Annotated in this window: 6 protein-coding genes; 2 read left to right on the forward strand and 4 right to left on the reverse strand. The window is 73.3% G+C overall.

Translation table 11 applies throughout. From position 1 onward, the window contains the following. Positions 1–21 precede the first annotated feature (21 nt). Positions 22–2,247, reverse strand: a complete 2,226-nt coding sequence (locus CCN39_RS09855) for a molybdopterin-containing oxidoreductase family protein (protein ID WP_086840543.1) — start codon at positions 2,245–2,247, stop codon at positions 22–24. A gap of 189 nt (positions 2,248–2,436) precedes the next feature. Between CCN39_RS09855 and CCN39_RS09860 the strand changes: the two genes are divergently transcribed. Beyond that, entirely contained in the window at positions 2,437–3,522 is a 1,086-nt protein-coding gene (locus CCN39_RS09860; protein ID WP_086840545.1) for a serine hydrolase domain-containing protein, read from the forward strand. 59 nt (positions 3,523–3,581) lie between these two features. On the opposite strand, the gene CCN39_RS09865 is transcribed toward CCN39_RS09860, so the two are convergent. Continuing rightward, complete coding sequence (locus tag CCN39_RS09865) at positions 3,582–4,004, reverse strand: MerR family transcriptional regulator (RefSeq protein WP_086840547.1); 423 nt, start codon at positions 4,002–4,004, stop codon at positions 3,582–3,584. A gap of 24 nt (positions 4,005–4,028) precedes the next feature. Here CCN39_RS09865 and CCN39_RS09870 point away from each other — a divergent pair, with 24 nt between their 5' ends. Further along, positions 4,029–5,417: an MFS transporter gene (locus CCN39_RS09870; RefSeq protein ID WP_086840549.1), complete on the forward strand. Its 1,389-nt coding sequence runs from the start codon at positions 4,029–4,031 to the stop codon at positions 5,415–5,417. Here the strand turns inward: CCN39_RS09870 and CCN39_RS09875 are convergent. Next, positions 5,392–5,676, reverse strand: coding sequence for a ubiquitin-like small modifier protein 1 (locus CCN39_RS09875; RefSeq protein ID WP_086840550.1), 285 nt, complete (start codon positions 5,674–5,676; stop codon positions 5,392–5,394). The genes CCN39_RS09870 and CCN39_RS09875 overlap by 26 nt on opposite strands. A 3-nt stretch (positions 5,677–5,679) precedes the next feature. Continuing rightward, on the reverse strand, positions 5,680–6,762 hold the full coding sequence (locus tag CCN39_RS09880) for a glycosyl hydrolase (RefSeq protein ID WP_086840552.1): 1,083 nt from the start codon (positions 6,760–6,762) through the stop codon (positions 5,680–5,682). Between the last annotated feature and the right edge of the window lie 98 nt (positions 6,763–6,860).

Consider the following 6,860-nt stretch of genomic DNA (forward strand, 5'->3'; position numbering starts at 1 on the left):
GCCCCGGGGACCCCGAAGCGGCTAACCGTTCTCCAGCACGATCTCGCACAGGGACGCGCGCAGCGGTGAACTGCCGCTCACCGGGTCGCTCGGTCCCTGGGCCAGCACGAGGTTGAGGTTGGCGCTGCCCTCGCCGGTGACCGGGTAGCCCGGCTCGCCGAGCCCGGCCGCCGGTTCCCACCAGCCGTGCTGGCCGCACACCACGCCCGGGTCGAGGTTGACGTTGAACTTCGCCCGCGCGCGGACGCTGCCCCGGGGCGTCTCCAGCCGCACCCAGTCGCCGGCGGTGATGCCGCGGGCCGCCGCCGCGTCCGGGTGCAGCTCGACCTGGGGGTCGGGGGCGGACTTGCGCAGGCTCGGGATCGCGCGGTGCTGGGTCTCGCAGAAGAACAGCGACTTGGCGCAGGTGAGGATCAGCGGATAGCGGGCCGCCAGGTCGGGCCGCGACAGTGGGCTGAGCGACGGCTCGTCGTAGGTCGGCAGGGGCGGGTACCCCTCCCGCAGCAGCGTCTCGGAGTACAGCTCGACGACGCCGGACGGCGTCCGGAAGCCGTGCCGTTCGTACTTGCGGTGGACCGTCCGCAGCGGCAGGCGGATGCCCTCCGGGGCGGCCCGCAGCCGGTCGAGATCGAGGCCGCTCGGCGCGAGCTGGTGGCGCCAGGCGGCCTCGATGTCGCCGTCGAAGAAGTGCTCGCCCAGCTTCAGCGCCAGCGCGAGGTCGAAGATGATCCGCAGGTCCGGACGCGCTTCGCCGCGCGGGGCGACCAGGGGACGGCGCACCTGGACGGTCGCCTGGGCGTCCTGGCCGATCTCGAACCCGATCCGCAACGCCTCGGCCTCCCACGCGCTCGTCGCCGGCAGCACGATGTCGGCCTGCTCGGCGGTCGGGCTCATGAACAGGTCGGTGTGCACGAAGAAGTCCAGCGCGCCGAGCGCGTCCCGGCCCCGCGCGCTGTCGCCGTGGGCCAGCACGAGGTTGGCGCCGAAGTTGACCAGCGCCCGGGCCCGGTACGGGACGCCGTCCAGCGCCGCCCGGTAGAAGTCCTCGCCGGTGACGAACTCGAACCGCGCCGGGCCGAGCGGTCGCTCGCGGACGCCGATGGTCTTGGCCCGCTGTCCGGCGGAGATCAGCGGTGTCCCGTCGACCGGATTCGCCGGCACAGGCGTGAACAGGACGTTCCCGCCGGGCACGTCGAGGCAGCCGGTGAGGGCGTACAGCTGGCTGATCGCCCGCACGGTCTGCGTTGCGTTGCTGTGCTGCTCCAGCCCGCTCCAGGTGTAGAACGCGACCGGGCGCGCTTCCCACAGCAGCCGGGCCGCGGCGGTGATCCGGTCCGCGGGCACGCCGGTGATCCGCTCGGCGACGTCCGGGGCGAACCGGGCGCACTCCTCGGCGATGAGGTCCCAGACCCGGCGGGTCGCCACCCCGGCCGGCACCGGTGTGCCGGGCGCCAGCAGCTCGCCGGTGTCGGTCCGGACCGCCCACGGCGCATTGGTCCACCGTTCGACGAAGTCGTGGTCGTACCAGCCGTTTCGGATCATCTCGCCGGTGATGGCCAGCGCGAGTGCGGCGTCCGTGCCGGGGCGGACGCGCAGCCAGTGGTCGGCCTTGCTCGCCAACCCGGCGCGGCGCGGATCCACCACGACGAGCTTCGCGCCCCGCCGCAGCGCCGCCGTGGTCGCGGTGGCGTGCGCGAGCCGGGACACCGACGGGTTGTACCCCCAGTAGAGGACGCAGCCGGCGTTCTCGAGGTCCGGCATGTAGGCGCCGGGCACCGGCTCGCCCCAGGTGTACGTGGTGGCCAGGTAGCGGCCCCAGCCGCACAGCTCCATGTAGCTGACGAGGTTCGGGCTGCCGAAGGCCCGCCGGAGCCGGGTGAGCCAGTCGACGGAATCGGACATGGCCGACGTCGACGGCGAGGCGCTGCCGAACACGACGGCTTCCGGCCCGGACTCGGCGGCGATCGCGGTCAGCCGCGCCGCGACGGTGGCCAGCGCCTCGTCCCAGCCGATGCGCTCCCAGCCGGGGTCGGCCGCGCCCTTCGGAGCGGTCCGGCGCAGGGGGTGCAGCAGCCGGCCGGGGTGCGCGACGATCTCCGGCGCGGCCTTGCCCTTGACGCAGAGGGCCTGCCCGGTGGGGTGGCCGGGCAGCGGGCGCAGGCTGAGCAGGCGCCCGTCGTCGACGGTGGCGGTGGCCCCGCACCGGGACACGCACAGCGGGCAGAACGTCGCCACTTCGGTCGCCATCGGCGCACCTCCGATGCTCCATCCGGGGGCATTCATCGTGGCACCGGCGCGCTCGGACGGCGTGCTACAAGTTGATAAAGGACATTCCGTGGGGAATTCGCGGTGTGCAACGCCGGTGGGTGATCACTATTCCCGCGTGCCATTTAATTCGGTGGCGCCGCCGGGGCGGAGCGAGTTGAGTCGGCTCCCATGGTGCAGGTGCACGGAACGTGCGATGAGCGGTTCGAAGAAGTGCGAGACGCGCTCGCGGAGTCCTTGGCCAAGGACGACGTCGGCGCTTCGGTCGCGGTCGTCCACCGCGGCGAGCTCGTGGCCGACCTGTGGGGCGGGTACGCCGATGCGGGCCGGACCGTGGCCTGGGAAGAGAACACGATCACCAACGTCTGGTCCACGGCCAAGACGATGGTCGGCTTGTGCGCCTTGGTCCTCGCCGATCGCGGTGAGCTCGACCTCGACGCGCCGCTCGTCCGGTACTGGCCGGAGTTCGGCGCCGCGGACGTGCGGGTGCGGCACGTCCTGTCGCACACCGCGGGGCTGCCCGTCTGGGACACGCCCATCACCCTCGCCGATCTGGGCGACCCGAGTGTGGTCACCCCATTGCTGGCCGCGCAGAAACCGCGGTGGACGCCCGGGGAAATCGGCTGTTATCACGCGCTCACGCAAGGATTTCTGCTCGGTGAGGTCGTCCGCCGGATCACCGGGAAGACGATCGGCAGTTTCTTCGCCGCGGAAGTCGCCGGACCGCTGGGCGCCGATTTCCACATCGGACTGCCCGACGGCGAACACCACCGCGTCGCGCCGTCCCTCGCCCCGCCCGGCGGGCTGACCGTGCCGCCGCCGACCGAGCTCTTCGACGCCGCCCCCAACCCCGAGTTCGGGCCCGAGGACACGAACACCGCGGCGTGGCGGCGCGCGGAGATCCCGTCAGGCGCCGGCTACGGCAACGCCCGGTCGGTCGCCAGGGTCCAGTCGGTCGTGTCGGCCGGCGGGACCGTCGGCGGGGTGCGGCTGCTGTCGCGGGCCGGGTGCGAGCGGGCCCTGGAGGAGCAGTACCACGGCCTCGACTACGGCCTGGGCGTCCCGATGCGGTACGGCCTCGGCTACGGCATCAGCGGCCGCAACTGCTTCTGGGGCGGCATGGGCGGTTCCCTGGTGTTCAACGACCTCGACGCCGGCCTCACGGTCGCCTACGCGATGAACCAGATGCTGGACGCCATCGTGGGCGACGGCCGGGGGATGACCATGGTCGCCGCGGCCTACGGCGGCCTGGGGTGACCGCCAGCCGATCCGGTACAGGTGCCCGTCGCGGACGGCGAGGGCGGGTCAGGCGCTGATCAGGACGGCGCCCACAGCCCGTCCGCGTCGCCGGCTTCCAGGCGGCCCCGGTACACGCCGATCTTGCGGTCGATCAGCTTCAGGTTCTCCTGCAGCTCCGCCAGCCTCGCCAGCACGTCGGCGCGGTGTTCCTCCAGCAGGGCCAAGCGCTCCCGCTCGTTGCCGCGGCCGGCGGCGACCAGGTCCGCGTAGCGGCGGATCGTCTTGATCGGCATGCCCGTCGCGCGGAGCTTGGTGCAGATCTTGATCCAGTCCAGGTCCAGCTGGCGGTACCGGCGCCGGCCGCCGCTCGTGCGGTCGACGCGGGTCACCACCAGGCCCGCTCGTTCGTAGTAGCGCAACGTGTGCGCGCTGACCCCGGTGCGGCGGGCCGCGTCCGCGATGGTCAGGCCCTCCGCGGGGATCGGGTTGACTTCGAGCACGCTCTAAATCCTAGCGTCGGAGACATGAACGTTCCGACCGCAAGCCGTCCGGGTCTCGTGCTCGCGATCTGCTGCGCCAGCATCGTCGTCGTGGTGATGGACATCTCCATCGTCACCGTCGCCCTGCCGTCGATCCGCCGTGACCTGGGCGCTTCCGTCTCCGGTCTGCAGTGGACCGTCGACGCCTACACGCTGGTGCTGGCCGCTTTCCTCGTGCTCGCCGGGTCCGCCGCCGACCGGTTCGGCCGCCGGCGCGTCTTCCGGTGCGGGCTCGCCCTCTTCGGTCTCGGCTCGCTGCTGTGCAGCCTGGCCCCCGGCATCGGCTGGCTGATCGCGGCCCGCGCGCTGCAGGCCGCCGGCGGCACCATGCTCAACCCGGTCGCGATGGCCATCGTCGCCACCACCTTCCCCGCGCCGGCCGAGCGCGCCCGGGCCATCGGCGTGTTCGGCTCGATGTCGGGCCTGGCGCTGGCGCTCGGGCCGATCCTCGGCGGCGCGCTCGTCGACAGCTTCGGCTGGCGGGCCGTCTTCTGGGTCAACGTCCCGATCATCGCCGCCGCGCTCGTCGCCACGACGCTGTTCGTGCCCGAATCGCGCGCGCCGCGGGCCCGCCGCTTCGACCCGGTGGGGCAGGTGCTCGTGCTGCTGGTGCTCGGCAGCGTCGTCTCCGCGCTCATCGAGTCGCACCGGCTGGGCTGGACGTCCCCGTGGATCCTCGGCCTGCTCACCCTCGCCGGGCTCGGCGTGCTGGGCATCCTCGCCTACGAGCCGCGCCGCGCCGATCCGCTGCTCGAGCTGCGCCTGTTCCGCAGCGTGTCGTTCAGCGCGGCGATCGTCATGGCGCTGTTCGCGCTCTGCGGGTTCGGCGCCTTCCTGTTCGTCACGACGCAGTACCTGCAGGACATCCGCGGCATGACCCCGCTGACGGCGGGCCTGTGCCTGCTGCCGGTCGGCGTGCTCGTCCTGGTCCTGTCGCCGCGGACCGGACGGTTCGTCGGCACGCGCGGGCCGCGGTGGCCGCTGGTCGTCGCCGGTGTCGCGCTCGCCGCGGGCGGCGCCGTCTCGGCGTTCCTCGGCCCGGCCACGCCGCTGCCGGCCGTGCTCGCGAGCTTCCTGCTGTTCGGCGTGTTCCTCGGCGCGGTGAACCCGCCGATCACCAACACCGCCGTCTCCGGGATGCCGGGGTCGATGGCCGGGGTGGCGGCGTCGCTGGCCTCGGCCGGACGGCAGACCGGCACGACGCTGGGCGTGGCGCTCTCGGGCGCGGGACACGGCGTGTGGTGGCTGGTCGCCGGGCTCGGGGCCGGTCTCGTCGTGCTGGCGCTGCTCAGCACCGGACGCCGGGCGGCCGCGACGGCCGGCCGGGCGGCGGCGCTGTTCGACGAGCTCAGCCTCCCGCGACCGACGGGATGATCTGCACTTCGGCGTCCTCGCGCAGCACGGTCGCGGTGCCGTCGCGGCGGCGGCACTCCTCGCCGTCGACGTAGAAGTTGACGTACCGGCGCAGCCCCGCCTGCTCGTCGCGCAGCCGCCGCTCCAGCGCCGGGTAGCGCTCGGCGAGCGCGTCGAGCAGGGCACCCAGCGTGGCCGGTTCGGCGACGTCGACGTCGAGCCGGGATTCGCCGCCGGCCTTCTCCCGCAGCGTGCCGGGCAGCAGCACGGTGATCCGCACGGTTCACACCCTCGCGGCGCGGACGCTCAGCACGTCGGGCAGGTGCGCCGCGACGAGCTGCCAGCTGTCGCCGTCGTCGCGGCTGGCGTAGACGTCGCCGGTCCGCGAGCCGAAGTACACCCCGGCCGGGTCGGCGTCGTCGGTGCACATCGCGTCCCGCATGACGCCGGCCCAGTACCCGTCGGGCAGGCCCGCCCCCAGCGCCTCCCACGACTTCCCGGCGTCCTCGCTGCGGTACACCCGGCAGTGGCCGTCCGGCGGGAACCGCATCGCGTCGGCGACCAGCGGGAACGTGTAGATCACCTCGGGCCGGTTCGGGTGGACGACGATCGGGAAGCCGAAGTCGCTGGGCAGGCCGTCGGCGATGGACTGCCAGGTCGCGCCCGCGTCGTCGCTGCGGTAGACGCCGTGGTGGACCTGCGCGAACAGGCGGTCCGGTACGGCGGGGTGCCGGGCGACCTTGTGCACGCACTGGCCGTATTCGGGGTACGGGTCGGGCACGTGGACCGCCTTGATGCCGGTGTTGCTGGCCGCCCAGGACGCGCCGCCGTCCTCGGTGCGGTAGACGCCGCCGGTGGACATCGCCACGGTGACGCGGCCGGGATCGGTGGGGTGCGGGAGCACGGTGTGGATGGCCTTGCCGCCGCCCCCGGGCGTCCAGTGCTCGCGGTGCGGGTGGTCCCACAGGCCGCGGACGAGCTCGTAGGTGCGGCCGCCGTCGGTGGAGCGGAACAGCGCGGACGGCTCGGTGCCCGCGTAGACGACGTCCGGTTCGCTCGCCGGGCCCGGCACGAGCTGCCACGCCCGGGCCAGGGATTCGCCGGTGTCCGCCGGGAACGCGATCGGCGCGTGGTCGGGTTCGGCCCAGGTGGCGCCCAGGTCGTCGCTGGTGGCCACGCTCGGCCCGAAGTGCTCGCTGGTGACCCCGGCCAGCAGCCTCGGCGTGCCGCGCCGCGTGTCGATGCCGACCGCGTACACCTCCGTCATCGGGTGGTGCGGGCCGGTGACCTCCCAGGTGGCCCGGTCGTCCGTGCTGGTCGCCAGCCACAGACCCTTGCGCGTTCCGATCGCGAGCAGGACGGACATCGGACACCCTTTCCGCGGTGATGCAGGTCACAAGTACTCTGCCGGAAAAATCTCCCCGGGGAAATGTCGAACGCCGGACCGGTGCGTTCGACGCGGGG

This window comes from Amycolatopsis kentuckyensis (assembly GCF_002155975.1).
GTDB lineage: Bacteria > Actinomycetota > Actinomycetes > Mycobacteriales > Pseudonocardiaceae > Amycolatopsis > Amycolatopsis kentuckyensis.

Coding starts and splice junctions, on each gene's coding strand:
- CCN39_RS09860 (WP_086840545.1), top strand. CDS start 2,437: ATGGTGCAGGTGCACGGAACGTGCGATGAGCGGTTCGAAGAAGTGCGA.
- CCN39_RS09870 (WP_086840549.1), top strand. CDS start 4,029: ATGAACGTTCCGACCGCAAGCCGTCCGGGTCTCGTGCTCGCGATCTGC.
- CCN39_RS09880 (WP_086840552.1), bottom strand. CDS start 6,762: ATGTCCGTCCTGCTCGCGATCGGAACGCGCAAGGGTCTGTGGCTGGCG.
- CCN39_RS09855 (WP_086840543.1), bottom strand. CDS start 2,247: ATGGCGACCGAAGTGGCGACGTTCTGCCCGCTGTGCGTGTCCCGGTGC.